Below are 25,989 nucleotides of genomic sequence, written 5' to 3'. Positions count from 1 at the left end.
CGCTGAGTTGTGATGAGCTGTGCCGAGCTGGGATGGTTCGGGATGAAATGAGCGCCACGGGAAGTGCTGGGCGGGGCGGTCACTTCACCGCGCCGGCGGTCAGGCCGGCGACGAGGTACCGCTGGAGGAGCAGGAAGCCGGCGACGACCGGCACGCTGACGACGAGTGAGGCGGCCATGATCTGGTTCCAGTACACGTCGTTCTGCGTCGAGTAGCCCTGGAGCCCCACGGCGAGCGTCCGCGTCGTGTCGTTGGTCATGACCGACGCGAAGAGCACTTCGCCCCACGCGGTCATGAACGCGTACAGGGTGACGGCGACGATGCCGGGGACCGCCGCGGGGACGATGATCCGGAAGAGCGCCCCGAGCGGCCCGCAGCCGTCCGTCATCGCCGCTTCGTCCAGATCCTTCGGGATGGAGTCGAAGTACCCGATGAGCATCCAGATCGAGAACGGCAGCGAGAACGTGAGATACGTGAGGATCAGACCGCCGCGGGAGCCATAGAGGCTGAGGCCGGTCGAGTTCCCGATGTTCACGAAGATCAGGAACAACGGGAGCAGGAACAGGATGCCGGGGACCATCTGGGTGGAGAGCACCGCGACCGTGAAGACCCGCTTGCCGCGGAAGCGGTAGCGGCTCACCGCGTACGCCGCGAAGATCGCGACCACCACCGAGCAGACGCTCGCTGCACCCGCCACGATCAGCGAGTTCATGAAGTACCTGGCGAGCGGGATCGTGCTCCAGATGTCGATGTACGGGCGGACGGTGAACCCGGTGGGAATCCAGGAGAACTTGCCCGCCACATCACCCAGCGGCTTCAGCGAGCTGCTGATCATGACGTACACCGGCACCAGGGTGAAGAGCAACACGAGGGTGAGCAGCACGCGCCGGGTCCAGATGAAGGACCGCGGCGGCGCGGTGGGGGAGCGGTGGACGGTGGCCGGACACTGTGCGGCGGGGGAGTGTGGTGCGGTGCTGGTACTAGACATCGGCGCTCTTCCTCCCGCGCGACGTGAAGATCAAGTAGACGGCTGTCACCAGCAGCAGGAAGAGCAGGAGCAGCACGGACATGGCCGAGCCGCTGCCGAAGTTCCAGGTGTCGAACGAGGATTGATAGATGTGGATGGAGACCAGGTCGGCGGCTTCGGGTGCGGATTTGCCGAACAGGACGTACGGCGTGTTGAAGTCGTTGAAGGTCCACAGGAAGAGGACCAGGACCAGGACCTGGTTGACGGAGCGCAGTGACGGCAGGGTGATCTTGCGGATCTGCTGCCACATCCCGGCGCCGTCGATCGCGGCCGCCTCGTACAGCTCGCGCGGAATGTTCTGGAGCGCCGCCATCACCATCAGGAAGGCGAACGGCCAGGACTTCCAGACGGCGACGATGACGAGGGCGTAGAAGCTGTTGTCGCCGATCAGCCAGAACGACGGCTTGTCGGTGATGCCCAGTTGGTCGTGGAGTACGTGGTTCACCAGCCCGTTGTCCCGCTGGAACATGAACGCCCAGGTGATGATCGCGGTATAGGCCGGCAGGGCGTACGGGATGAGGAAGACGGTCCGCAGCAGTCCGCGGCCCCGGAAGTCCTCCTGGAGCAGTATCGCCACACCGGTACCGATCAGCCAGGAGAGGCCGACGGCCAGCACGGTGAACGCGCAGGTGACATAGAAGGAGTGGAGGAGGGCATCGCCGATCGGGGCGTTGAAGTCGACGGCGATCCTGAAGTTGTGCAGGCCTGTCCAGGGCGCCCGGTTCCAGTCGCGGATGAAGAACTGAGTGAGGCCGCGGAAGCTCATCACGATGCCGATGACCATCGGCAGGATGTGGATGAGCAGTTCGAGTACGAGTGCGGGCAGCAGCAGCAGGTACGGCAGGCCGCCGCGGCGGATCCGGTCGGGGATGCGCGGGGTGCGTGGCCGCCGCGCACCCCCGGACTTCAGGGCATCGCCGCCGGCCGCCGGCGGCAGCTGGGACGTGGTCTCCAGAAGGAGGGGCGCGGCGGATCCTCGGGTGACGGACTGGGGCTCTGGCGACGGAGGGGAGGTCATCGGAGTCAGTGCCTCACTGGGTCATCTGCTGCTGCGCCTTGGTGAGCTTGGACTTGACCGAGGCCGTCGTGATGGTCTTTCCGGCAGCGGCGTCGGCCCACAGCTCCTTGATGGCGGTTCCGACGGTCGTCTCGAACTGGGACTCCGAAGCCACCTGCGGCAGCGGCGCCGCACTCTGGGTCAGCGTGTCCTTGAGGACCTTCACCCCGGGCACGTTGAAGGCGGGGTCGGACTGGGCGGCCGTGACGGGAGGCACGGCGCCATAGGCCTTGTTGAGGATCTTCTGCTCTTCGTCGCTGGTCATGAACTTCACGAACTTCAGCGCGCCCTTGGTGTTCTTCGTGTTCTTGAAGACGGCCATGTTGATGCCCGCCACCATGGAGTTGACGTTCTTCCCCTGCCCGGGGGGGCCGGACTCGACCGGCGCCGGAGCAGCCCCCCAGTCCTGCGGCTTCATCCCCTGGGCGGCGAAGGTGGAAGCGGCGGCCTGCCACAGCACCATGGCGGTCCTGCCCTTGGAGAAATCGCTGAGCGACTGGTTCTGGGCGTACTCCGCGTTGCCCGGCGCGATGACCTTGTCCTTGCCCATGAGGTCGACGTACTGCTTCACGGCGGCCACGGCACCGGGAGAGGCGAAGGTCGGCTTGCCGGACGCGTCGAAGAAGTCGGCCCCGTGCTGCTTGCCGAGTACGAACGCCTGGTGGATGTTCTCCGAGAGGTTGCCGCCCTCGGCGCCGAGGCCCCACTTGCCGCTGGTGCCGTTCTCGGAGATCTTCCGGCCGTCGGCGACCAACTCGTCCCAGGTGGCCGGGGGCTTGGCTATGCCCGCGTCGGCGAACATCTTCTTGTTGTAGTAGAGCGCGTACGAGAGGGAGTACAGCGGGACGGCCGCCGGGTCCTTCTTCGGGGCGCCCGCCGATGCCACGGCCGCCTGGACGAATCGGTCGCGGCCGCCGATCGCGGCGAAGTTGGCCTTGTTCCAGGGCAGCAGAGCGCCGGTGGCCTGCAGCGAGGCCGACCAGGTGTTGCCGATGTTCAGCACATCGGGACCCTGGCCCGAGGTCGTCGCCCCGAGGATTCGCTTGAGCAGGTCGGCCCAGGGCACGACCTCCAGCTTGACCTTGATGCCAGTCTGCTTCTCGAACTTCTTCAGTTCGGGCGTGAGGATCCGCTTGTCGGCGGGGATGTCCGGTCCCTGGTTGGAGGCCCAGTAGGTGAGCGTCTTGGGGGACGCGTTGCTGCCCCCGCCGCTGGGGTCACTGCCTCCGCCGCACGCCGTGGCTCCGGCGAGCGTGGTGAGAGTGACGGCGACTGCTGCTGCGGCTCTGATACTGCGCATGTTCGTTGGCCCCTTCCCGGGGTGGCTGCGTTCAGGATTCGAACGGCCTTCACGACTTAATTCAGGTCGTGAGTTAAGTAGTGAGAGAAGGTCGGGTCAAGAGCTTTCACAGGGGTATGTTGCCTACCGGGAAGGAGCCACATGGCTGAACAGGGCAGACGAACAGTGCGTGACCTGCGGCGCGGCAACCGCGCAGAGGTAGTGCAACGGTTGTATTTCGACGGGCCGCTGAGCCGTCAGGAGCTCGGCGCGGCCACCGGTCTGAGCTCGGGTTCGATCAGCAATGTGGTCGCTGAACTGGCCGCCGACGGACTGCTCGAAGAGGCCGGGGTGGTCGAGTCGGAGGGCGGCCGTCCGCGCACGCTGCTGCGCGTCGCCCCCGCGAGCGGCCATCTGATCGGGATCGACGTGGGGGAGACCCGCGTCCGGGTCGAGCTCTTCGATCTGTCGCTGGGTGAACTGGCGCGTGCTGAACGTCCGTTGGTGCACCATGGCTATGACATCGGCCGGATCGTCGGCCATATCCGCGAAGCCGTCGCCGATGTGCTCCGGGAGGCGGACGTGAGCGCGGCCCGGCTGGTCGGCGTCGGGGTGGGCGTACCGGGGATCATCGACCGGGACGGGCCCGACGGCGTCGTCGTGCACGGCCAGACCGTCGGCTGGGACGCCGTCCCGCTGGAGGCGATGCTCCGCGAGTCGGCCGAACTCCCCTCCTGGGTACCGCTCTTCATCGACAACGGGGCCAAGACCCTGGGCCAGGCGGAGATGTGGTTCGGCGGCGGGCGTGGTGCGAGCGACGCTGTCGTGGTGCTGTTCGGTTCCGGAGTCAGCGCGTGCGTCGTCGTCGACGGCGAGCTGTACGGCGGCGCGGACAGCAGGGCCGTCGAGTGGGGGCACACCACCGTACGGGTGGGCGGGCGGCGCTGCCGCTGCGGTTCGCCCGGCTGCCTGGAGGCGTACGTGGGCGCCGAGGCCATCCGGGAGCGGTGGCTGGAGTCGGGCGGGCCTCCGGCCGCGGCAGCCGACGAGGAGACGGCCCTCGCCACCCTGCTCGCCGCGGCGCTGCCCACCGCCGGGGGCGGCGCGGGCGACACCGCCGCTGCCGGGCTGCTGGACGAGACCGCCGAGTATCTGGGGGCGGGCATCGCCGATCTGATCAACCTCTTCCGCCCCGAACGGATCCTGGTGGGGGGCTGGGCCGGACTGCTCCTCGGTCCGGCACTGCTGCCCGCCGTGCGCCGGTACGCGAAGGAGTACGCGATGCACCACCCGGCCGGGCGCGTCACCATCGACCTGGGCACACTGGGCGCCGACGCGGTGACACTGGGGGCGGCCACGCTGCCGCTCGCCGATTTCCTCGCCCGCGGCGGCAGGCACCGCAGACACGATGCCCCGGACGCGGGCGCCGGACCTGCCGCGCTGCTGCGGGGGCAGGGGAACTGGCGGCCTGTCGTGGTCGAACGGCGATGAGGCGGGGGCCGACATCCCCCCCACGGTCGCGCTCGGGCGGGTGCCGGACCTGCCGCTCTGCCAGGCTCTCGCCGGCCCGGCCCCGTTCTCAGGCGTGCGGGGCGGCGCCGGCGGCGGTGGCCTTCGTCCGCGCGAGCAGACCGCGGGTACCGCTGACCGTCAGCGTCACCACCAGTGCGGCCAGGGCCGCCGCCTGGATCTCACCGCCGACGATGGTGGAGTACGGGGCCTGCGCCGACGTCAACAGGCCCATCAGGGCGCAGCGTTGGGCCAGAACGACGGTCCCGAGCACAGCCAGCGCGAGCGGCAGGGCCGGTTCCGGGGTCCCCGCGCCGCGCCGCGACGCCCGGATCCGTGCGACCCACCAGGCGCAGCCCGCCGCGACGACGACGGTGCCACTGCCCCAGACCGAGTCCGCGCCCTGCGGCCACACCACCATCGAACCGCCCATGAGTACGCAGGTGCCCAGGAGCGCGGGGCCCGCCGGAGCGAACGGCAGCCGGGCGGGCGGGGCGTCCGAGTGGTACCCGCACCCGACGGCGGCGACCGTCAGCCAGGCCGTCGCGGCCGTCACGACCGTCAGCGCGGACGGCGCCACCCCGAGCCCCTGGCCCATCGGCCGGCCGACGAGGTACGACAGCGAGGGCGCAGCCCCGAGCAGGGCGAGCGTGAACGCCGCCCGCCGGCGGTCCCGCAGCAGCGCGGCGTACGCCACCGGCCAGGCCAGCGGCAGCACCCAGAGCAGGGTCTGGGCCACCCCCATGAGCACCCCATTGCCGGTGAATGTCCTCATGAAGTCGGCCCGGTCCTTGGGGGCGGCGCCGGTGAGCCAGGCGGCGGGAAGCGCCCGCTGGGTGAGGGCGTCGGCTGCCAGGAGCGCCACGCTCAGCAGGGCGAAGAGGCGCACCGCCGATCCGATGGCCGCGTAGCGGGGCGGGGCACCCGCGCTGCCCAGCCTGGTGCGGACCGAGAGGGTGGCGATGCTTGCCACCTCTCCCCACGCGGGGCGCACGAGGTTTTGATCGGCCTCGTCCATGTCGTCCAGATAGGTCTCGACCATCTCCTCCTCCCGCTCGGCCCGGTAGTACGCGGGCAGCATCCGCAGCACCGTCCGGTAGCGCTGTTCGAGCAGTGTGGTCATGCGCCACCTCCTGCGAGGCCCGGACGTCCTGGCCGGGTGGTGGGCTGCGCGCGGGCGTCCGCCGGGCGGTGCGCGGCCATCCGGCGGGTCGCGGTACGCGCTCCGGCGGCCATCCGCTCCGCCTCGGCGGACAGTGCGGAGGCACCGTCGTCGGTGAGGGCGTAGTACCGCCTGAGCCGGCCCTGCTGCGCCTCCTCGCGGTCCAGTTCGATGAGCCCGTCCGCCGCCAGCCGGTCCAGGACGCCGTACAGCGTCCCGACCCGGAGCTGGACCTCGCCGTCGGACAGCTCCTCGACCTCGCGCACGATGCCGTAACCGTGTCTCGGCTCGTCGATCAGTGCGGTCAGTATGAAGAACGCGGCCTGGGTCATGCCTCGGGAAGCCATGTGGGTCATGTTATATCGGCTTCCGATATATAGCGAGAGGGCGAGTGAGCGCGCCGTCGCCCGCCGCGCGGGGCCCTTACGCCGCTACGGGACCAGCCCCACGCCGACATAGCCGGGATACGGAATGAGCTCGGGTGCGGGTGTGTCCTTGAACCACTCGGGTGCCGTCACCACGCCCGGCTCCACCGGGTCGAGCCCGTCGAAGAACCGCACGATCTCGGCGCGCGCCCTGGGCCGGAAAGGGATGTGGCTGGAGTAGGTACTGGCCACATGCTCCTCGGCCTCCGGGAACGAGTCGAGACTGGCCTGCGCGAGGATGAGGCAGCTGCCGGACGGCAGCCGGCCGACCAGCTCCCGCACGATCGCGTGCGGGTCCTCCTCGTCCAGGATGAAGTGCATGATGGCGATGAGCGACAGGGCGACCGGCCGGCTGAAGTCCAGGAACGTACGGGCGTGTTCGAGGATCACCTGCGGTTCGCGGACATCGGCCTGGATGTAGTGGGTGGCGCCCTCCGGGGTGCTCACCAGCAGGGCCTCGGCGTGGCGCAGCACGATGGGGTCGTTGTCCGCGTAGACGACCCGGGCCGCCGGAATAATCTCCTGGACGATCTGGTGGAGGTTCGGCTCGGTCGGGATTCCGGTGCCGATGTCCAGGTACTGGTCGATGCCCTGGTGCGCGGCCCAGGCGGTGGCGCGGTGCATGAACGCCCGGTTCTGTTCCGCTCCGACCCGGATGAAGTCGGCCAGCTGCTCGCCCAGTTCACGGTCGACGAGATAGTGGTCCTTGCCGCCCAGCAGATAGTCGTAGACACGCGCGGGGTGCGGCTTGCTGGTGTCGATCTGGTGCTTGGGGTTGCCTGCCGTCATGGGTGCTCCGTTGCGGGTCCGAAGGGGGCGGGAGGGCGGCGGAGCCAGGCGCTCACGCACCGCTCAGCCGCCCGTCCCCACCTCGAAGTCTGTCACTCCGGGGCCGGTCGGTGCCGGGGCACGGTCCGGGCGCCGGGACCACGGGTCCCGCCGTGCGGCCGCCGGCCCGTCGGATACGGCCAACGGCCGCAGCCCGGCTGCCGGTTCGGCGTGGGTCATCCGACCGGATGCGCTGTCAGCCGCGGCACTCCGACCGCTCTCCGGGACCGCCCGCGAAGTTACGGTGCACACGCGCTCTTGTCATTCCCTCCACAGCGGCCTTACTTTTGCGCCCTGCGACGGGTCCGACGGACGTGACCGACGGGCGTGTCCGACGCGCGAGTGGGGGAGCCCAGCATGGCCGCATCCGGTCGTCATCGCCGTTACGAGCCGAGCCGGATCAACCGTGCCTCGCTCGCGGTCACCGCCGGCGGTGCCGGACTCGCGCTCCCGCTGCTCACCGCCGGTTCGGCCGGCGCGGCATCGGGGGACGTCTGGGACAAGGTGGCGCGCTGCGAATCCACCGGCGACTGGCAGATCAACACGGGCAACGGCTACTACGGCGGGCTCCAGTTCAGCCGCTCCACCTGGCAGGCGTACGGCGGTGGCGTCTACGCCGCGCGGGCGGACCTGGCGACCGAGCGGCAGCAGATCGCGGTCGCGGAGAAGGTGCTCAGGGCGCAGGGGCCCACGGCCTGGCCGGTCTGCTCGGTACGGGCCGGGCTCAGCAGGGACGACGCCGCCCCGGAGACCGCCGTACGGACGGGCACGGGGGCCGGAGCCCGCACTGGCACGGGGACTCGCACGGGGGCGCGGACCGCGAAGCCCCGGAGCGAGCCGGAGTCGCGGACCCGGCCGGCACCGTCCGCGAGACCGGCGGCGTCCACCGCCCCCGCCGCGCACCCTGCCGCCTACACCGTGGTCAGCGGCGACTCGCTCTCCGGGATCGCCGAGTCCGAGAACGTCAGTGGCGGCTGGCACCGGTTGTACGAGGGGAACCGCCGGGTGGTCGGCGCCGACCCCGATCTGATCCGTCCCGGCCAGCGGCTGAGCATCGGCGAGCAGCAGCAGAAGGCCACGACGGGGCACCCGGCCGGCCCCACGGAGCCCCGGTCCGCGAAGACCGCGCCCGCGAGGACCGGCCCCGCGAAGCCCCGCACGACGCGGACCGAAGCGGCCCCTGCCGAGCCCGCGGCGCCGCACTCGAAACCGCGCCGGACACCGCCGCCCGCGAAACACCACTCCGCGGAACACCACTCCGCGGCGCCGGCCGCGGCATCGACGGCCCTGGTCGCGCCCGTACCCGGCCACCACACCACGCCCTACCGTGCGTCCGGCGGGTCCTGGTCCAGCGGCCACCACACCGGTATCGACTTCCCGGTCCCGACCGGCACCTCGGTGAAGGCGGTCGCCGCGGGCCGGGTCGTCGCCGCGGGCTGGGGCGGGGCCTACGGCTACCAGGTGGTCATCCGGCATACGAACGGCACGTACACCCAGTACGCCCATCTGTCCGCAGTGACCGTCCGAATGGGCCAGAACGTCCAGCGGGGACAGCGCATCGCCCGCTCGGGGGCCACCGGGAACGCCACCGGTCCGCACCTGCACTTCGAGGCGCGGACCGGCCCGGAGTACGGCAGCGACACCGATCCGCTGGCCTACCTCAGGGCGGGCGGCGTCACCGTGTGATCGTCCTTCTTGGACCTGGTGCGCGCGGGCACCAGCCGCGGCGCCGGTCCCGCGGGGCCGCCGGGTGGTGGTACCTGGGCGGAGTTCTGCCGGTCCCCTGACACGCGCTCGTCCTCGGACCCCGGCCGGTCGGCGGAGAGCCGCTCCGTCGTCAGGAGGATCAGTCCGCCCGCCGCCACGACACCGCAGGCGAGCGCCAGCACCGTACCGGCCACCCCGTAACGGAACTGCTCGCCGAAGAGCGTGACCCCGATCGCCGCGGCCAGCACCGGGTTGACGACGGTGACGGTCGCCAGCGGGGCGGCGAGACCGGCTCCCCGGTACGACGCCTGCGAGAGCAGCACTCCGGTCGCCGCGAACCCGGCGATCGCCAGCAGGCTCGCCCACTCTGCGGTCGGCGTGTGCGAGGTCAGGTCCACCGCGACGGTCTTGGTGAAGACGGAAGCGGCGCCGAAGGCCACGCCCGCGCCCGTCGCCAGCACAATGCTCCGCACGACCGGCTTGCGCACGCGCAGGGCCGCCAGGAAGAGCACCGCGATCCCGCCGAAGGTCGCGAGCGCCAGTACGGTCCGCTCACCGCCGGGGAGCGTGCCGCTGTCCGCACCGCCGGTCAGCGCGAGCAGCCCGGCCAGACCCACGGCGGCCATGATCGCGCCGCGCCAGGCGGTAGCGCCCGCCTTGCGATGTACGAACACGGCGGCCATCGGTAGTGCGAAGACGATGGTCAGCGCGCCGAGCGGCTGCACCAGGCTCAGCGGCCCGTACGCCAGCGCGACCACGTGCAGTCCCGCTCCGAGGCCGTTCAGCGTCATGGCGGCCCACCAGCCGCCATGACGCAGAGGTGCGTACGGGCTGCCGGGGGTGGCCGCGGCGACGCGTTCCTGCACGATGGCTCCGGCCGCATACGCGACCGCGGAGACCAGCGACAGCAGCACGGACAGCGCGAGGGCACTCATGTATCAACGATCTCTCCTTTCGGCCGTAATGTCGTCGTACCCAGGCACCGAATCGTTCGTACTACCAGAGCAGTACGTGGCTGCCCGGGGCGTAGTCCTCGCGGCGGTCGTGCGGGAGGCCGGGATCCGTCCGGTGTGACGCCACGCGCCGCCCCGGGCGGCGGGCCGGGCTTCACAGCATCCTGCGGCGCCTGCCCAGCCAGGTCTGGGCGATGACCACGGCCGCCAGGAAGGCGCCGCTGACCACCTGCTGGTACGCGGAGTCCAGCGAGCCGATCTGGTTGATGACGTTCTGGATGACCTTCAGCAGCAGCACACCGACGAGCGAGCCGCTGATGAAGCCGAATCCGCCGGTCAGCAGGGTGCCGCCGATGACGACGGCCGAGATCGCCTCCAGCTCCATGCCCGAGCCGAGGATGGTGACACCGGAGACCAGCCAGGCCGCGTTGAGCGCCCCCGCGAGCCCCGCGCAGACCCCGGAGAGCGCGTACACGGTGGTCTTCGTACGGGCGACGGGGGCGCCCATCAGCGCTGCCGCGTCCTCGTTGCCGCCGACCGCGTACACGTACTGGCCGAAGCGGGTGCGGCGCAGCACCACCGCTCCCAGCACGAAGAGCGCCACCGTGATCCAGACGGGCACCCCGACGCCGAGCAGCTTGTTCTGGCCGAGACGGGCGAAGAACGACGTGTCGTCGACCAGATAGGTCGTCGCGCCCTCATGGGTGATCGCCAGCAGAATGCCGCGTGCGGCGAGCAGCGACGCGAGTGTCACGATGAACGGTGCCAGCCTGGCCCTCGCGATCAACAGGCCGTTGACCAGGCCGATCAGCCCGCAGACCGCCAACGGGAGGAGCAGGGCCACCACGGTCCCGTACCGCGAGCCCCAGGCGCCGAGCACGCCCCCCAGCGCGAAGAGCGAGCCCACCGACAGGTCGATTCCGCCCGTGATGATCACGAAGGTCATACCGAGGGCCACGACGGCGAGGAAGGCCGAGGAGACGGCCATGTTGCCGAGGTTGTCGGTGGTGAGGAAGGTGTCGAAGCTCAGCGAGGCAGCGATCACGGCGACGACGAGTGTCACCAGCGCGCCGTGCTGCTGGGCGAGTGCGCTGATCCGCTCCCCGCGGGTCGGGCCGTCCGGCCCGGCCCCTTCGGTCGGCCGGCCGGTCCCGATGGTCTGCACGGCGGTCACCGCTTCCCCCGTTCCCGTGCCGCGTACACCGCGAGCACGATCACCACGGCCTGAGCGATCTGCGTCCAGGACGGCGGCAGATCGTGCTTGATGAGCGTGGCGGTGAGCAGCTGGATGAGGACGGCCCCCGCCACGGTGCCGCCGATCCTGATGCGGCCGCCGCTCAGTGGCGTACCGCCGACGACCACGGCGGTGATCGCGGAGAGTTCCATCAGAGTGCCGAGCGAGGTCGGGTCACTGGCCTGCAGGCGCGCCGACGCGAGGACACCGGCGACGGCGGCCAGCACCCCGGAACAGACATAGACCAGGATCAGCACCCGCCGGACCGGAAGTCCCGCCAGCTGCGCGGCCGGCCGGCTGTCGCCGATGGCCAGCAGCTGCCTGCCGAACGTCGTACGTCGCACGGTGAACGCGACGACCAGGGCGAGGGCTGCCGCGATCAGCACCAGATAGGGGATGCCGAGCACGTCCCCCGAGCCCAGCGACGCCATCCGGGGGTCGTGGATGTCCTTGAGCTGGGGGAGCAGGACCAGGGCGACCCCGCGTCCGGCGACCATCAGCGCCAGTGTCGCGACGATGGGCTGGACACCGATGAACGCGATCAGCGAGCCATTGGCCACCCCCACCACGATTCCGCCGATGACGGCCGTGATGAGCGCGATCCACACCCCGTAGCCGAGATAGAGCGAGACCAGTGAGGTCGAGAGGGCCATCACCGAGCCCACCGACAGGTCGACGCCCTCGCTGCCGATCGCCAGCGCCATCCCGAGCGCCACGATGAGGACCGGTGCGACCTGCACGGCCTGGGTACGGAAGTTCTCCGCGGACAGGAAGTGCGGAGTGAAGGCGATGTTGGCCACGATCAGCACGGCCACCCCGGCGTACACCCCGTACTCCTGGAGGAGCCGCAGCAGCCGGTCGCGGTCGGCCGAAGTGCGCCGGAGCGCCAGGTCAGTCATCGTCCCCGCCCTTCGCCGCGATGGCTCGCAGCAACTGCTCCCCGGTGACGGCGTCACCCGACAGCTCCGCGACGACGGCGCCGTCCCGCAGGACGACCACCCGGTCGGAGCCCTCGATCAGCTCCTCCAGGTCCGAGGAGATCAGCAGCACGCCCAGTCCGTCCTCGGCGAGTTCGTCGATGAGTCTCTGGACCTCGGCCTTGGCACCGACGTCGATGCCCCGGGTCGGCTCGTCGAGGAGCAGCACCTTGGGCCGCATGGCGAGCCAGCGGGCGAGCAGCACCTTCTGCTGGTTGCCGCCGGAGAGTTCGCCCACCTTCTGGTGCGGGCCCGCGGCCTTGATCCGCAGACGCGTCATGAAGGTCTCCACGATGCTGTCGATACGTTTCTCGTCGACCAGGCCGAAGCGCGAGAGCCCCGGCAGCGCGGCGAGTGCGATGTTCTCCCGGACCGAGAGCCCCGGCACGATGCCCTCGGCCTTGCGGTCCTCCGGCAGCAGACTGATGCCCGCCCGGATGGCCGCGGGGGTTGATCCCGTACGGACGGCGCCACCCGCGACGAGCACTCGCCCCGATTCGGGCGACAGCGCGCCGGCGATGGCCTTGGCGGTCTCGCTGCGGCCCGAGCCGAGCAGCCCGCCCAGCCCGACCACCTCGCCGGGCCGGATGCCGATCGAAACATCCTTCAGGACATGGCGGATCGTCAATTCCTCGGCTCGCAGCACGGGTTCGGTCTCGTCGGCGTGTCCGCCGGTGAACTGAGTGAGGCCTTCGCTGCGCACCTCGCCCATCTCGCGCCCGAGCATCATGGAGACCAGCCGCAGCCGGCCGAGCTCGGCGATTGGTCCGGTGTGTACGACTTCGCCGTCCCGCAGCACGGTCACGGTGTCGCAGACCTCGTACAGCTCCTCAAGGCGGTGGCTGACATAGATCACCGCGATCCCGCGCTCGCGCAGCATTCGGATCACCCCGAACAGGGTCCGGACCTCCGCCGGTTCGAGTGAGGACGTCGGCTCGTCCATGATGACCACCCGCGCGTCGACCGAGACCGCACGGGCGAGTGCCACCATCTGCTGCGTGCCGACGCCGAGCGAACGCAACGGTCTGCGGACGTCGGTCCGTACCCCCAGCGAGCACAGTGCCTCGTCCGCCTCGCGGTGCATCCGGCGGAAGTCGATCAGGCCGATACGGTTGCGGGGCTCGCGGCCGAGGAAGAGGTTGCGGGCCACACTCAGCAGCGGGACCAGATTCACCTCCTGGTAGATCGTGGAGATCCCGGCGTGCTGTGCGGCGAGCGGGGTGGCGAACGACACCGGCCTCTGACGGTAGGTCAACTCGCCCTCGTCGGGACGGTAGACGCCGGTCAGCACCTTGATGAGGGTGGACTTCCCGGCGCCGTTCTCACCGATCAGCGCATGGACCTCGCCGGGCCGCACCGCGAAGTCCACCCCGTCGAGCGCACGGGCGCCCGGGAACGTCTTGGTCAGACCGGTGACGGACAGCACCGGCCGTTCCGGCGCCTCCCTGTTCACCGGCTGTTCCGGCGCCTCCACGCTCAGAACGCCTTGCCGATGTCGGACTTGGCGTTGTCCTTGCTGTACTCGCTGTCCTGGATGATGATGTTCTGCGGGACCTTCTGGCCCTTGGTGAAGTTGTCGAGCGTCTCGAAGGCGAGCGGTCCGAAGCGCGGGTTGGACTCCACATCTCCGCTCATCCAGCCGTCCACGATCTGCTGGACGCCGTTGCGCGTACCGTCCACGGTCACGATCTTCACCGCACCGGCCTTCTTGCCCGCGCCCTTGAGCGCGTTGACGGCGCCGAGGCCCATCTCGTCGTTCTCCGCGTAGATCCCGGCGATGTCCGGATTCGACTGGATGAGCTGCTCGGTGACCTGCTGGCCCTTCTCGCGGACGAACTCACCGGTCTGCTCGAAGACCACCTTGAGCCCGGGGGCCTTCGCCTTCAGCTCGTCCTTGAAGCCCTTGGTGCGTTCGGTCGTGACGTTGTTGCCCGCGGACCCGAGCAGAATGGCGAGTTTGCCCTTGCCGCCGGTCGACGCGATCATCTGGTCGGCCGCCCGCTTGCCCTGCTGGACGAAGTCGGAGCCGATGAAGCTGACGTAGTCCTTGCACGGGGTTGCGTTGATCTTGCGGTCGACGGTGACGATCGGGATGTGCTTCGCCCGCGCCGTGCGGAGCACAGGTCCCCAGCCGTCCGAGTTCAGCGGGGCGATGACCAGCAGGTCCGCGCCCTTGGCCATCAGGTCCTGGACATCGCTGATCTGCTTGGAGAACTGCGACTGCGCGTTGGCCGTGAGCAGTTTCAGGCCGCGCTTGTGGGCCTCGGCCTTCATGGAGGCGGTCTCGGCGATCCGGAAGGGGTTGGCCTCCTTCTCGGACTGGGAGAAACCGATGGTGGCGCTCTTGATGTCGAGCTTCTTGCCGCCGAACTGACCGATGGTGCAGCTCTTGGCGTCCCCGGCGGACGGGGTGGCGACGACCTGGCCCGAATCGCCCTTGCCGGACGAGGCGGAGGTGTCCTTCGCGCCGTCGTCCTCCGACTTGGCGCAGCCGGAGGCGAGCGCGAGGCTCGCGGCGAGACCGGTGGCGAGTAGGGCTTTGCTGGTGGTACGTCGAAGGAGCATGGTCGGATTCATGGCGTCCCCAGATGTGGCGCGGGCCCGTGGCAACGAGGCACGGGAGGCGGGCTCGTACGAGTCGACTCAGCGTTCCGGGCCACTTTTTACAACGTTAGAAGAGTCCTGTAAACCCTTCGCGTACCTGACAACCCGATATCGGGCCCGGCGCCGGAGCCGATACCGGGCCTGATGCCGCGTCACCGGCGGCCCAGGGTGCTCTCCCGCTCCACCAGCCGGAATTCCGCGGCGAGTTCACGTCCGGCCGGCGCGTCGGCCACCTGCCCCGGGTGCCGGCCGGAGCTGCTGCCGGATCCCGTTCCGGGGCCCCTTTCGGAGTCCTGGAGACCGTCGATGACCGACTCGACCGCGAGCCGGGCGATGGACTGCTTGTCCGGCGAGACGGTGGTGAGGGTGACCGCGCCGAACCTGCCCTCCGCGATGTCGTCGAACCCCACCACCGCCACGTCCCAGGGCACCCGCAGTCCCCGTTCCGAGAGCACCCGCATCGCACCGACCGCGACCAGGTCGTTATAGGCGAAGACCGCGTCCGGGCGCCGGCCCGAGTCCAGCAGCCAGGCCATCGCCTGCGCCCCGTCATCCCGGTCCCAGCCGCTGGTGGGAGCCACCAGAGTGTCCGGCGCCGGCAGACCGGCGGCGGTCAGCTCCTCGCGCCAGCCACGAAGCCGCAGCTGGGCGGGCCTGTTGATCCGGTCGGTGCGCGCGCCGAGGTACGCGATGCGGGTGCGGCCGAGTCCGATCAGATGCCGCACCGCGCTGCGCGACGCCGCGACGTTGTCGATCGCGATGTGGTCGTACGGCAGGTCGTACTCGCGCTCGCCGAGCAGCACCAGCGGGGCGTCGTGGATCCGGCTGCGCAGGTCGTCGGCCTCCAGCTCGATGGGGGAGAGGATCAGCCCGTCGATGACCCGGCCCCGGAAGCCCTGGCTGACCAGGATCTCCTGTTCGCGTTCGCCCCGGGTGTGGTCGAGCAGCACCGTGTAGTCGTGCTCGGCCGCCGCGTCGATGACGGCCCCCGCCAGCTCGGCGAAGTAGGGGTTGCCCAGTTCGGGCACCGCGAGCGCGAGGATTCCCGTACGGCCTTTCCGCAGGTGGCGCGCGGTGAGGTTCGGTACGTAGCCGAGTTCGTCGATCGCCGCCTGCACTCTGGCCCGCATGGCCGGAGTGACGTGCTGGTAGTTGTTCACCACGTTCGAGACGGTCTTGATCGAGACGCCCGCGAGCCCGGCGACGTCCTTGAGGCTTACGCCCACTGAGTCTCCCCTCCGAGTGGTCATGCCGCTGGACAGCAGGCAGGAGTCGTGCTGTCATGCCAACTGCCGTTCCTTCCAACGTTGTACAGACTGTCGCAACGAGCCGCCACCCTTCCTCACCAAAGGAGGATCCGTGCGCATCCGAAGAAATCTGGCCCTACTCCTCGCCGCCGTCACCGGCTTCGCGGGGCTCTCCGCCCTGCCGGCCGCGTCCGCCACGCCCGCACACCCGAGTCCCGCCGTCACAGCCCACGGGCTGAAGGGGGAGTACTACACCCAATCGGCCCCGGGCGCCTTCGACTTCGGGCAGCTCAAAGCCACCGGGTTCGACCCGGATATCGACTTCCCCACCCTGGAGTCACGGCTCCAGTCCGCCACCGGACAGTCGGACAACGACAGCGTCCGCTGGACCGGGAAGATCGTCCCGGAGAAGTCCGGCGCCCACACGTTCTCGATGATCGGCGACAACGGTTTCCGGCTCTGGATCGACGGAAAACCGGTCATCGACCACTGGGTGGACGACTGGGAGAAGGAACAGACCTCCCAGCCGGTCGAGTTGACGGCGGGCAAGGCCTACGACATCAAGATCGAGTACTTCGAGCACGAGGGCGGGTCCGACCTCCATCTGAAGTGGACCCCGCCGGGCGGCACCAAGACGCCGGTCCCGCAGTCCGCGTTCCGGCTGCCCGACGGTTACGACTACGACGGTGCCATCGCCGCCACCGTCCAGAAGTCCGGCCGCACCCTCAAGCTGGACTTCGCGCAGAAGCTCGCGCCCGTGCCCGCCGGACTGGCGGGCCATCTCGATGCCGTCATCGGCGGCGCGACCTGGCCGCTGGGCGCCGTCAAGGCGGACCCGGCCGACCCGCGCAGCCTGATCGTGGCACTCAAGAAGCCCGTGGTCGGCAAGAAGGGCGGCGGCGCCAACGGCCTCGCGGACATCCGTTACGACGGCAAGGGCGCGCTGAAGGGCCGGGACGGCAAGACGGTCGGAGCCTTCTGGTCGAGCGGCGGCAACGACTCCGAGTACGAACTGCGCACCAAGTGGGCGGACGACGTCAGCCCGTCCAACGCACTCCCCGAGTACCCGAGGCCCCAGCTCACCCGTGACGACTGGCAGAACCTCAACGGCAGTTGGCAGTTCGCCGCTGCCAAGGCGGGCGAGAAGCCGCCGGTCGGCAAGAAGCTGGCGGAGAAGATCCTCGTGCCGTACCCGGTGGAGTCGCAGCTCTCCGGGATCGAGCGGCACGAGGACCGGATGTGGTACCGGCGTACGTTCACCGTCCCCAAGGGCTGGAAGGTCGGCTCGGGCAAGCGGCTCCAGCTCAACTTCGGGGCGGTCGACTGGCAGGCCGAGGTGTACGTCAACGGCACCAAGGTCACCGAACACAAGGGCGGCTACGACAAGTTCAGCGCGGACATCACCGACGCGCTGAAGCCGGGCCGCACCCAGGAGGTGATCGTCGGGGTCTATGACCCGACCGACGCCAAGGGCGGCGAGAATCCGCCGATGGGCAAGCAGCGCCTGGACCCGAGCGGCATCTGGTACACCCCGTCGTCGGGCATCTGGCAGACCGTGTGGATGGAGCCGGTCGCGGCCGACCACGCGGACTCCCTCAAGCTCACCCCGGACATCACGGCGCAGCAGGTCGCCGTCGACGTGCGGGGCGTACGCGACGGGGTGCCCGTCACGGCCACCGCGTATGACGGGAAGCGCAAGGTGGGCACCGCCACCGGCCGTACCGGCGCGGCACTGAACGTACCGGTGCCCGAGCCGCACCTCTGGTCGGCGGACGATCCGCATCTCTACCGGCTCAGGGTCACCGTCGGCTCCGACCGGGTCGGCAGCTACTTCGGGATGCGCTCCATCGCCGTCGAGAAGGTGAACGGCACCCCGCGCACCGTACTCAACGGCAAGCCCGTCTTCATGATGGCCACCCTCGACCAGGGCTTCTGGCCGGACGGCCTGTACACCGCGCCCACCGACCAGGCCCTCGCGTACGACCTCAAGATGCACAAGGCGATGGGCTTCAACGCGGTCCGCAAGCACATCAAGGTCGAACCCGACCGCTGGTTCTACTGGGCGGACAAGCTCGGTCTGATGGTCTGGCAGGACATGCCGGCCATGGAGGCGGGCACCAACCCGTCCCCGGCCGCGCGCACCGAGTACAAGCACGAGATGAAGCAGATGATCGACCAGCACAGCAGCCATCCGTCGGTCGTCATGTGGGTGACCTTCAACGAGGGCTGGGGCCAGTACGACATGGCGCGCATCGCCGACCAGGCCAAGGCATGGGACCCGACGCGGCTGGTCAACAGCATGTCGGGCATCAACCTGGGAACCGACGGCGGCACCGGCGACATCATCGACGAGCACGGCTACCCGAGCCCGGCCCTGCCGGCGCCCGACGGGAGACGCGCGCTGGTCAGCGGTGAGTACGGCGGACTCGGACTGGCCGTCCCCGGGCACGCCTGGGCGGTGCAGCAGTCGTACGTCGCGGTCGACCCGGCCACGTACACCGACGACTACCTCGCCAAACTGGACGAGGTGCGCAAGCTCGCCTGCCAGGGCAGCAACGGCGCCGTCTACACCCAGATCTCCGATGTGGAGGGCGAGTTGAACGGACTGATGACCTACGACCGGAAGATCGTCAAGCCCGATGTGAAGCGGGTCAGGGCCGCCCAGCAGGCGCTGATCCACGACGCGTCACAGGCGGTTCCGGCAGGGTGCCCGGCCTCCTGACCGGTCCGGGTGCACCGGACCGCGCACAGCCCGGTGCACCCGGAGCATTGCGGTCGGAACTCTTGAGCGGTCGGAACCCTTGACGCGAGCGCGACAGGAATCAACAATGATCGCGTTCTGACAACGTTGTCCAAAGGGGGGCGGAGCGGCTTGTCCCATCATCCGTACGAGCTGAGCCCACGCCGCTTCGCCTACCGGCCGGCGGGTGAACTCTCCCGCCACGGCCAGGACAGCGCGCCGACCGCGGACGGGTCCGCCCGTTATGTTGCCCTTGCCCTTGCCCTTGCCCTCGCCGTTCCCGGCCGGCATTACGACGACGCGCCCCTCGTCCCGCTCGGCGCCTCCTGACCTCGCGCCCGCCATCCCCGAAAGCCCCCCACAGCCCATACCCCCACAGCCCCGTACACACAGCCCGCCCTTCTTCCCCGTGGAGGTCCCCACCCATGTACTGGACACAACGGCTGCGCGGCGCAGGGACGGCCGTGGCCGCCGCCGCGCTGATCGGCGGGGCCCTCGCCGCGCCGACGGCCGAGGCAGCGGGAGCTCCTCACGGCAGCCAACTGACCGATCTGGTCAACCCGTTCATCGGCACGGAGAACGAGGGGAACACCTACCCGGGTGCCGCGGTGCCCTTCGGAATGGTGCAGCTCTCGCCGGACACCGGGCACAACACCGGCTACGACCACGCCCAGAACGAGATCCGCGGCTTCTCCAGCGTGCACATCTCGGGGGTGGGCTGCGGCCTCGGCGGCGATCTGCCGACCCTGCCGACCACCGGTGACGTCACCGAGACCGACTACGCCAAGTACGCGGCGAAGTTCAGCCACGACACCGAGAAGGCGAGCCCCGGCTACTACAAGGTCGGCCTCGACTCCGGCATCACCGCCGAACTCACCGCCACCAAGCGCACCGGGGTGCAGCGCTACACCTTCCCCGCCACCGACAAGGCCAACGTCCTGCTGAACGCGGGCCAGTCGCTGCACAAGACGGTCTCCACCTCCGTCGAAGTGCTCGACTCCCGCACCATCCGCACCACCATCACAGGCAGCGGTTTCTGCCAGGACACCAAGCCGTACACCCTCTACACGGTCACGCACTTCGACCGCCCCTTCACCACATCGGGCACCTGGAAGGACGGCACCGTCACCCAGGGCTCACGGAAGTCCACCGGGACCGGCGGCAACGGCGCCTGGGTGCGCTTCGACACGTCCAAGGACCGTACGGTCGAGGCCACCACGGCCATCAGCTACGTCGACGCCACAGGCGCGGCCCGCAATCTGCGCGCCGAGGGCGGCAAGAGCTTCGACCGGGTCCACCGCGCCGCGCAGGCGAGCTGGGAGGACCGGCTCGACGACGTCCAGGCGCAGGGCGGCAGCGACACCCAGCGCCGGACCTTCTACTCCTCGCTCTACCGGTCGTTCCTCGCGCCCAACATCGGCAGCGACACCGACGGCCGCTACACGGGCTGGGACCAGAAGATCCACCGCGCCAAGGGATTCGACTACTACCAGAACTGGTCGTTGTGGGACACCTACCGCACCCAGACCCAGCTGCTCTCCCTCCTCGCGCCGCGCGAGGAACGGAACATGGCGATCTCCGTACTGAAGATCGACGAGCAGAGCGGCTGGCTGCCCAAGTGGGGCTACGGCACGGTCGAGACGAACATCATGACCGGTGACCCGGTCACCCCCTTCCTCACCAACGCCTACCGGCAGGGGCTGCTCAAGGGGTACGAGGAGCAGGCCTACCGCGCGCTCAAGAAGAACGCCGACGGGACCCCGCCCGCGGACTCCCCGGCGGTCGGCCGTGAGGCCAACGTGCAGTATCTGAAGGACGGTTTCGCGCCGTACATCAAGGACCGTCCCCATGTGAAGCCCGGCGACTCGGACTTCGACCACGGTGCGTCGGCCACCCTGGAGTACGCGCTGTCCGACGCCATGCTCGGTCAGATGGCGGGCGACCTCGGCCATCAGGCGGACGCCAAGCGCTACGCGGCCCGCGCCCAGAGCTACCGCAACATCTTCGACCCCTCGACCGGCTTCTTCCGCGCCCGCGACGAGAACGGCAACTTCACCGGTCCGGCCGACCCGGCGCAGGGCGAGGGCTTCCACGAGGGCACGGCCTGGCAGTACCAGTGGATGGTCCCGCAGGACCTGTCCGGCATGGTCGGTCTGATCGGCGGCAAGGACGCGGCCAACAAGCGCCTCGACTCCTTCTTCGCCTACGACCAGCTCCTCGCCGACCCGGCGAAGACGGCCACCGACGTGTGGGTCAACGGCCCGTACGACTACTACAACGCGGACAAGTACAACCCGCAGAACGAGCCCGACCTGATCGCCCCGTACACCTATCTCTCCACCGGCCAGCCGTGGAAGACGACCGATGTGGTGCACGCCGCGCTGACCCTCTTCACCGACACCCCGACCGGTATGACGGGCAACGACGACCTGGGCACCATGTCCGCTTGGAACGTCCTGTCCTCCATCGGTGTCTTCCCGGTCCAGCCGGGCACCGACACCTGGGGCCTGTCGACGCCCGCCTTCCAGCGCGTCGATCTGAAGCTGGACCGCCGCTACTACCCGCACGGCGGCTTCACGGTGAAGGCGCCGGGAGCCTCGGACACCGACCGGTACATCCAGTCGGCGGCCGTGGACGGCGCGGCCCACGCCAAGACGTATCTCACCACCGACGAGATCCGCTCGGGCCGCACCCTCTCCTTCAGCGTCGGAGCCAAGCCGTCCGACTGGGGTACCGACGCCTCCGCCGCCCCGCCCGCCGTTCGCTGACCGGCTGATCAGGACCGCCCGCTCCCGTAGCGCCCGCTCCGGTGCTGGGGGGCGGGCGGTCCCCGTCGCGTGCGGGCAGGACGCCCACCACAAGACCGGCCACGGCTGCGACCACCCCGGTGCCCACCACGGCGGGCCAGCCGCCGCCCGCCCACGCCAGCGAACCCACCAGTGAGCCGAGTGCGATTCCCAGGAAACGGAAGGTGAAGTAGAGGGTGTTGAGACGGCTGTGGATACGCGGGTCCAGGGTGAACAGCACGGTCTGGCTGACGGCCTGACCGCCCCAGACCCCCACATCGAGCACGATCACCCCGGCCACCAGCCACCAGAACCGGGTGCCGCCGGGCAGCAGGACCAGCCACCCCGCGACGACCAGCCCGATCAGCGCCGCCAGCGCGCCGCGCCGGCCGATCCGGTCGGCCAGCCGCCCGGCGAACGGCGAGAGCAGAGCACTGGCCGCCGCGACGAGACCGAAAAGCCCGATGCCGGTCGGACCGACGCGGTAGTGCTGCTCCAGCAGAAAGGTCAGCGTGGTCCAGAAGGCGCCGAACGCGATCCCGACCAGCGCCCCCGACACGGTGATCCGGCGGACCAGCGGGTGGGCCAGGAACAGCCGCGGCAGTGAGGACAGGGTGGCCCGGTACGAGGCTGCGCTGCTGGCGGCCGGGACGTACGGCAGGGTCCCGCGCAGCACGAGCACCAGCAGCAGGGTCAGCAGGCAGGAGCATCCGAACACGGCGCGCCAGCCCGCCAGTTCGGCCAGGGAACCCGAGTAGGCGCGGGACGCGAGCACGCCCATCAGCAGGCCGCCCTGTACGGTGCCGACGATCCGTCCGGCCCCCGGCCCGGTCCGCCCGTCGCCCGCCAGGGCCACGGCGAGCGGAGTGACCAACTGCGGGACGGGCGAGAGCAGACCGACGGCGAACCCGGCGACGACGAGCCAGCCCACCGAAGGGGCGAGCGCGCACCCCGCGAGCGCGACGGCCGACGCCGTACCGAGTCCGAGGATCAGCCGTCGCCGGTCATGGCTGTCCCCGGCCGGCACGAGCAGCAGGATGCCTGCCGCATAGCCGAGCTGGGTGGCTGTCGGAACGGCCGCGAGGGCGTCGGGCCCGGCGCGGAGCGAGGCGGCCGCCGCTCCCATGAGCGGCTGGCTGAGATAGACATTGGCAGCCGTGACAGCGCTGGTGGCGGTGAGCAGCAGGGTGAGCCGCCGGGTCCCGCCACCGTTCGCACGGCTCTGGCCTGCGGAAACGTTGGATTCGATCACATAGGTCGACGTTAGGGCGGGCAAACAGTGGCAGACTTTCTCTGCTACGCCAATGTCTATCGAGAATGCGCCAATGTACGGGAAGAGCGAGCAGCGCGACGACTACCAGTCGGTTCCCAGACCGCTGGCGGCGATGGCCAGGGACCTGCCCGACGGCCACCACATCCCTCCGCACCACCACCGGCGGGCCCAGCTGATCTACGGCACGACCGGGGCCATCACCGTGGTCACCGGCCACGGGGCCTGGGTCGTCCCGGCCACTCGCGGGGTCTGGGTGCCGGCCGGCCTCACCCACGAGATGAGCTGCGCCGGGGCGGTCGCCATGCGCACCCTGTACGTCGAGCCGCAGCCGGACCTGCCGCGGGAGCCGACCGTCGTCTCGGTCTCGCCGCTGCTGCGCGAACTGATCGAGGAGGCCGCGCGGCTGCCCGTGGAGTACGACCCGGAGAGCCGCGACGGCAAGGTCATGGAGCTGCTCCTCCTCCAGCTGACCCCGCACCCGGTCCCCGCACTGCATCTGCCCGCCCCCGCGGACGACGCTCTGTCGTCGCTCTGCGCTGCGGTCGTACGGGAGCCCGGAGCGGCCTGGGGGACGAAGGAGGCCGCGGCCTTCGCGCATCTGAGCCCGCGGACCCTGCAGCGCAGATTCCCGGCCGCAACCGGAATGAGCCTGGCCCGCTGGGTTCAGCAGGCCAGGCTCATTCACGCGGTGACACTTCTCGCCAGGGGAGTGCCGGTCACATCCGTGTCCGGCGCACTGGGCTATGCGACACCGAGCGCGTTCACCGCGATGTTCCGCCGCGCGCTCGGTACCAGTCCCACCGGGTACTTCACCCCGGGGCGCTGAGCACGCCGGGGTGACGAGCATCCCGGCGCGCTCAGCCGATGGGGCTGATCAGCCCATGGCGCCCTTCGGCACCGAGTTGAGCATCTCGCGGCTGCTGCGGTCGACGTCCTTGCAGTACTTCACGAAGCCGTGGTTGTCCATGTAGCGCGCCGAGACCCACACCTGGCGGTCACGGAGCAGGTACCAGACGGTGTTGCCCTCGATGTTCTGGGCGCGGACCTTGCACTTCAGGGCAACCGTCTGGCGGAAGTGCAGCGATCCCCGCACGGACGAGTCCGTGCTCGGGTACTGGCGCTCGATCAGGCCGGTGCGGGCGGTGACCGTGCCGTACGGGCCGTGCGGATCGGCCTGGGCCGGGGCGGCGGCCATCAGCGTTGCTCCGAGGGCCACGGCGGTGGTCAGCGCGCCTGCGCCCGCGATGACGTTCCGGCCGCGGAGGGTACGGAGGACAGCGGTTGTGGACAAGAGGGTCTCCTGGTTCGTGAAGCGCAATGACACTCATTGACGCGAGTGGGACATTACGCCGCAAAACGCCCAACAAGTGGGATAAAACGCGGTGTTGGGCCGAACGTGTCAGGCCACATCCGGCCTTCGCCGGGCAGGAGGCACTGGCGTGTGGCCCGCGGGGCCGACCGGGTGTGCGGCCGCCGTTTTTGGTATCCCGCCCGGCTGCGTATATCTTCGTAAGTTGGTCGATGGCCGACTGCTGACCTGGGGCTCTGCTGACCTCGGGCTGGGGAACACAGAGGAACGACGATGACGGTGACAGAGGACAGCCAGGCATTCGGCCCCGGCATTGATCCGGAGCGGCTGGCTCTCTGCCTCAGCGTGCTCGACGAGCTGGAGAAGATCGACGTCGACCACCCGGACGCCGTCGCGGTACGCCGTGCCACCGCCGGTGTCTACCGCACGGTGAAGCAGCGCCGCAGGCAGGAGCGCCGCGCCGCCAAGACCGCCCATGACAAGGCCGTCACCGAGGCCACCGCCACCGGCTCCGCCGAGCGCATCGACGACGAGACGCAGGGAGTGCTGCCCTCGTCGAGCGCCCAGGGTGAGATTGCGGGCGTACTCCAGCGCCCCCGCTCCTGCTACATCTGCAAGACCCGCTACGTCGAGGTCGACGTCTTCTACCACCAGCTCTGCCGCGACTGCGCCGCCGAGAACCGCGCGCGCCGCGACGCCCGTACCGACCTCACGGGACGGCGGGCCCTGCTCACCGGCGGCCGGGCCAAGATCGGCATGTACATCGCGCTGCGGCTGCTGCGCGACGGCGCCCACACCACCATCACCACGCGTTTCCCGAAGGACGCGGTCCGCCGCTTCAAGGCGATGCCCGACAGCGACGAGTGGATCCACCGTCTGAAGGTCGTCGGCATAGATCTGCGTGACCCGGCCCAGGTCGTGGCCCTGGCCGACTCGGTCGCCGCCGAAGGCCCGCTCGACATCCTGATCAACAACGCCGCGCAGACCGTGCGCCGTTCCCCGCAGGCGTACAGCGAGCTGATCGCCGCCGAGGCCGCGCCCCTGCCCGCGGGCGAGCTGCCCTCCTCGCAGGTCATCGGCGCGTTCGGCAGCGGGGCGCAGGTCTCGCTGCCCAGCGCCAGGCCCGGTGGGCTGAGCGCCCAGGACGTGGCCGAGCTCGCGCTGGTCACCGGCTCCGCTTCGCCTGCCCGGATCGAGGCGGGCACCGCGATCGACGCGGGTGGACTCGTGCCGGATCTGCACGACACCAACAGCTGGATCCAGACCGTCGAGGAGGTCGACGCGGTCGAGCTCCTGGAGGTCCAGCTCTGCAACTCCACCGCGCCGTTCATCCTGATCAGCCGGCTGCGCCCGGCGATGGCGGCAGCGGCGGCCGACCGTACCTATGTGGTCAACGTGTCCGCGATGGAGGGCGTCTTCAGTCGCGGCTACAAGGGAGCCGGCCACCCGCACACCAACATGGCCAAGGCCGCGCTGAACATGCTGACCCGCACCAGCGGCCAGGAGATGTTCGAATCGGACGGCATTCTGATGACCGCGGTGGACACCGGCTGGATCACCGACGAGCGCCCGCACCCGGACAAGATGCGCCTCGCGGACGAGGGCTTCCACGCTCCGCTGGACCTGATCGACGGTGCGGCCCGGGTCTACGACCCCATCGTGCGCGGCGAGGCGGGCGAAGACCTGCACAGCGTCTTCCTCAAGGACTACGCGCCCGCGAACTGGTAGGACCTCCAGCTCCGCCGCTCCGTCCGACGCCACCGGTCCGTCCTCCCGGAGTGCCGTCGGGCGGATTCGAGCAGATCATGGCCGGATGGAAGTCCCTCTGAACGGAAGGCAAAGAAAACTTGGCCATCCGACTGTCGCCCCTAT

At 69.9% G+C, this 25,989-nt stretch carries 21 protein-coding genes; 7 read left to right on the top strand and 14 right to left on the bottom strand.

The window, feature by feature from the left end:
* Positions 1–79 precede the first annotated feature (79 nt).
* From OG385_RS00550 to OG385_RS00540, 3 genes are read right to left on the bottom strand one after another with little or no spacing between them, the layout of a single operon-like run.
* Entirely contained in the window at positions 80–988 is a 909-nt protein-coding gene (locus OG385_RS00550) for a carbohydrate ABC transporter permease (protein ID WP_266850765.1), read from the bottom strand.
* On the bottom strand, positions 981–2,045 hold the full coding sequence (locus tag OG385_RS00545) for a carbohydrate ABC transporter permease (protein WP_266850763.1): 1,065 nt from the start codon (positions 2,043–2,045) through the stop codon (positions 981–983). The genes OG385_RS00550 and OG385_RS00545 overlap by 8 nt, the downstream gene beginning before the upstream one ends.
* A gap of 13 nt (positions 2,046–2,058) precedes the next feature.
* Positions 2,059–3,384, bottom strand: coding sequence for a sugar ABC transporter substrate-binding protein (locus OG385_RS00540; RefSeq protein ID WP_266850761.1), 1,326 nt, complete (start codon positions 3,382–3,384; stop codon positions 2,059–2,061).
* A gap of 141 nt (positions 3,385–3,525) precedes the next feature.
* On the opposite strand from OG385_RS00540, the gene OG385_RS00535 reads away from it, so the two are divergent.
* Complete coding sequence (locus OG385_RS00535; protein ID WP_266850760.1) at positions 3,526–4,854, top strand: ROK family transcriptional regulator; 1,329 nt, start codon at positions 3,526–3,528, stop codon at positions 4,852–4,854.
* Positions 4,855–4,942: 88 nt separating this feature from the next.
* Here the strand turns inward: OG385_RS00535 and OG385_RS00530 are convergent, their stop codons facing one another.
* From OG385_RS00530 to OG385_RS00520, 3 genes are all read right to left on the bottom strand, one after another.
* Complete coding sequence (locus tag OG385_RS00530; protein ID WP_266850758.1) at positions 4,943–5,995, bottom strand: hypothetical protein; 1,053 nt, start codon at positions 5,993–5,995, stop codon at positions 4,943–4,945.
* A complete protein-coding gene (locus tag OG385_RS00525) occupies positions 5,992–6,366 on the bottom strand; it encodes a PadR family transcriptional regulator (protein WP_266860529.1) in 375 nt (124 codons plus the stop codon). Before OG385_RS00525 ends, OG385_RS00530 begins: the two co-directional genes overlap by 4 nt.
* A 99-nt stretch (positions 6,367–6,465) precedes the next feature.
* Positions 6,466–7,248 (bottom strand): SAM-dependent methyltransferase, encoded by a 783-nt coding sequence (locus OG385_RS00520; protein WP_266850757.1) that lies wholly within the window; start codon positions 7,246–7,248, stop codon positions 6,466–6,468.
* A 396-nt stretch (positions 7,249–7,644) separates the two neighbouring features.
* Between OG385_RS00520 and OG385_RS00515 the strand changes: the two genes are divergently transcribed.
* Positions 7,645–8,973, top strand: a complete 1,329-nt coding sequence (locus tag OG385_RS00515) for a transglycosylase family protein (protein WP_266850756.1) — start codon at positions 7,645–7,647, stop codon at positions 8,971–8,973.
* Here OG385_RS00515 and OG385_RS00510 read toward each other — a convergent pair.
* The 6 genes from OG385_RS00510 to OG385_RS00485 form a co-directional block, all read right to left on the bottom strand.
* Entirely contained in the window at positions 8,943–9,929 is a 987-nt protein-coding gene (locus tag OG385_RS00510; protein WP_266850753.1) for a DMT family transporter, read from the bottom strand. The genes OG385_RS00515 and OG385_RS00510 overlap by 31 nt on opposite strands.
* 172 nt (positions 9,930–10,101) lie before the next feature.
* Complete coding sequence (locus OG385_RS00505) at positions 10,102–11,112, bottom strand: ABC transporter permease (RefSeq protein WP_266860527.1); 1,011 nt, start codon at positions 11,110–11,112, stop codon at positions 10,102–10,104.
* Between the two features lie 5 nt (positions 11,113–11,117).
* Positions 11,118–12,080 (bottom strand): ABC transporter permease, encoded by a 963-nt coding sequence (locus OG385_RS00500; RefSeq protein WP_266850751.1) that lies wholly within the window; start codon positions 12,078–12,080, stop codon positions 11,118–11,120.
* Complete coding sequence (locus tag OG385_RS00495) at positions 12,073–13,584, bottom strand: sugar ABC transporter ATP-binding protein (protein ID WP_266860525.1); 1,512 nt, start codon at positions 13,582–13,584, stop codon at positions 12,073–12,075. Before OG385_RS00495 ends, OG385_RS00500 begins: the two co-directional genes overlap by 8 nt.
* Positions 13,585–13,634: 50 nt before the next feature.
* Positions 13,635–14,723 (bottom strand): ABC transporter substrate-binding protein, encoded by a 1,089-nt coding sequence (locus OG385_RS00490; RefSeq protein WP_266850749.1) that lies wholly within the window; start codon positions 14,721–14,723, stop codon positions 13,635–13,637.
* Positions 14,724–14,914: 191 nt separating this feature from the next.
* Entirely contained in the window at positions 14,915–15,988 is a 1,074-nt protein-coding gene (locus OG385_RS00485) for a LacI family DNA-binding transcriptional regulator (protein WP_266850747.1), read from the bottom strand.
* A 133-nt stretch (positions 15,989–16,121) separates the two neighbouring features.
* Between OG385_RS00485 and OG385_RS00480 the strand changes: the two genes are divergently transcribed.
* The 3 genes from OG385_RS00480 to OG385_RS00470 all read left to right on the top strand — a co-directional run bounded on the left by OG385_RS00480 (position 16,122) and on the right by OG385_RS00470 (position 21,517).
* A complete protein-coding gene (locus OG385_RS00480; RefSeq protein ID WP_266850745.1) occupies positions 16,122–18,731 on the top strand; it encodes a PA14 domain-containing protein in 2,610 nt (869 codons plus the stop codon).
* Between the two features lie 150 nt (positions 18,732–18,881).
* Positions 18,882–19,079, top strand: a complete 198-nt coding sequence (locus tag OG385_RS00475; protein WP_266850743.1) for a hypothetical protein — start codon at positions 18,882–18,884, stop codon at positions 19,077–19,079.
* A 95-nt stretch (positions 19,080–19,174) separates the two neighbouring features.
* The gene (locus tag OG385_RS00470; protein ID WP_266850741.1) at positions 19,175–21,517 is read left to right on the top strand and encodes a GH92 family glycosyl hydrolase; all 2,343 of its coding nucleotides are present in this window, start codon (positions 19,175–19,177) and stop codon (positions 21,515–21,517) included.
* Here the strand turns inward: OG385_RS00470 and OG385_RS00465 are convergent.
* Positions 21,450–22,787, bottom strand: a complete 1,338-nt coding sequence (locus OG385_RS00465) for an MFS transporter (RefSeq protein WP_266850739.1) — start codon at positions 22,785–22,787, stop codon at positions 21,450–21,452. The genes OG385_RS00470 and OG385_RS00465 overlap by 68 nt on opposite strands.
* Positions 22,788–22,860: 73 nt before the next feature.
* Here OG385_RS00465 and OG385_RS00460 point away from each other — a divergent pair, with 73 nt between their 5' ends.
* Positions 22,861–23,634, top strand: coding sequence for a helix-turn-helix domain-containing protein (locus OG385_RS00460; protein ID WP_266850737.1), 774 nt, complete (start codon positions 22,861–22,863; stop codon positions 23,632–23,634).
* Positions 23,635–23,682: 48 nt separating this feature from the next.
* Here the strand turns inward: OG385_RS00460 and OG385_RS00455 are convergent, their stop codons facing one another.
* Positions 23,683–24,099, bottom strand: coding sequence for an SH3 domain-containing protein (locus OG385_RS00455; protein WP_266850736.1), 417 nt, complete (start codon positions 24,097–24,099; stop codon positions 23,683–23,685).
* Between the two features lie 291 nt (positions 24,100–24,390).
* Here OG385_RS00455 and OG385_RS00450 point away from each other — a divergent pair, with 291 nt between their 5' ends.
* The gene (locus OG385_RS00450) at positions 24,391–25,845 is read left to right on the top strand and encodes an SDR family NAD(P)-dependent oxidoreductase (RefSeq protein ID WP_266850735.1); all 1,455 of its coding nucleotides are present in this window, start codon (positions 24,391–24,393) and stop codon (positions 25,843–25,845) included.
* Positions 25,846–25,989 lie beyond the last annotated feature (144 nt).

Source organism: Streptomyces sp. NBC_01306, assembly GCF_026340465.1.
Taxonomy (GTDB): Bacteria; Actinomycetota; Actinomycetes; order Streptomycetales; family Streptomycetaceae; genus Streptomyces.
Note: the sequence above shows the minus strand (reverse complement) of the source record. Positions and strands in the feature narration are given on the sequence as shown.